Genomic DNA, 1,314 nt, shown 5'->3' on the forward strand with positions numbered 1-1,314 from the left:
GCTGCGGCGCGATGGACGACGGCGTCCAGGGCGACGTCGAGACCGGTGTGCTCCATCGGCAGCAGGTCCCGCCCGAGCACGGTGCGGGCCAGTGAACCGAGCAGCAGCAGGCGGCGCTTGCGGATCTCGCCCGCCCAGCCGGCCTCGGAGAGACTGTGGGGCCGCGGCGCCGCGTCCAGAGGGTTCAGCTTGCCGGGCAGGCCCGGCCCGAGCGCGATGGAGATACCGCCCAGCGCCTGCGCCACGGGCGTCCATTCCCCCTTCGGGTCACACGGGACGTAGACCCGGTACCCGAAGGCGATCGACCTCAGCGCGAAACTCTTGGCCAGGGCCGACTTGCCCTGCCCGATCACGCCCGCGAGGAGCACGTTGGGGTTGGTGAAGCCCTCGATCTTGCCGTACAGCGTGAACGGATCGAAGCAGAAGGAGGCTTCGGCGTGGACGTCGCGGCCGATGTAGATGCCTTCGGCGCCGAGGCCGCCTTCGGCGAGAAACGGGTAGGCCCCGCTCGCGGTGGCGGTGGTCATGCGGTGGGCGGGCAGCTTGAGCCTGTTGCTGCGGGAGGACGCGGGGCCAGGCCGGCCGGCGGACGGGAAGAGGGGCGGCGGCGTCTCCCGTTCCTCGAGGCTGGCGCCGCCGGTGTGAGCGGTTGTTTTGGCGCGGGCCTTCGCGGTGGCCTCGGCGAGTTGCCGGCGGGCGGCTTTTCGGGAGGCGCGGTCGGCGTGGTGCGGGGTGAACAGGGGGCTGGCGCTGGCGCGGCGGGCGCGGGGCGCGGGCCGGTGGCTCATGGCGGGGCGGCTTTCATGTGACGGCGGTCTGGACGCGGGGCGGGGGTCAGACGACCGGCGAGGCGGTGAACGGATTAGGGCTGCGGTGGCTCTTGCCGTCGCCCGACCGGTCCAGCTGTGTGGAGCCGTCGGCGAGGTAGTGGTAACGGCGCGACCCGGCCTTGTACTTGAGGGTTCCGGCCGAGTAGGAGCCGTTGCCGGTGCGGCTGGTCGTCGGTAGTTTCAGCGTCTGCCAACAGGCCGTGGCGGTGGTGGTCAGGGCGGTGGCGCCGGCGATCCAGGGGAGGGCGGCGGCGGAGGTGGAGTGCTTCAGGGCGCACGGTGAGGGCAATTCCGGTGGTGGGGGTTACTGGCTGTAGGTGGTGGTGTGGCGGTGCAGCGGGGTGTTGAGGTCGCTCGGGGTGGTTTTGCGGCGGACGACGTGACCTGCAGCGAGGTGGCGCTGGCAGATGGTCAGGACGGGTGGCCCTTCGGGCAGCCGCTCGGGGTGGCATTCCGTGTCCGTCGGTGTCTTGTCCGCGACGGG

Annotated in this window: 2 protein-coding genes and 1 pseudogene; all 3 read right to left on the bottom strand. The window is 72.0% G+C overall.

The features are described from left to right. Positions 1 to 788, bottom strand: a pseudogene (locus ABZ855_RS48350) (ATP-binding protein); the annotation flags it as partial. 46 nt (positions 789 to 834) lie between these two features. Continuing rightward, the gene (locus tag ABZ855_RS48355; RefSeq protein WP_360820465.1) at positions 835 to 1,119 is read right to left on the bottom strand and encodes a hypothetical protein; all 285 of its coding nucleotides are present in this window, start codon (positions 1,117 to 1,119) and stop codon (positions 835 to 837) included. 15 nt (positions 1,120 to 1,134) lie between these two features. After that, on the bottom strand, positions 1,135 to 1,314 hold a 180-nt coding region (locus ABZ855_RS48360), incomplete at its 5' end, for a DUF6238 family protein (RefSeq protein WP_360820468.1).

It is taken from the genome of Streptomyces sp. NPDC047042 (assembly GCF_040644035.1).
Taxonomy (GTDB): Bacteria; Actinomycetota; Actinomycetes; order Streptomycetales; family Streptomycetaceae; genus Streptomyces.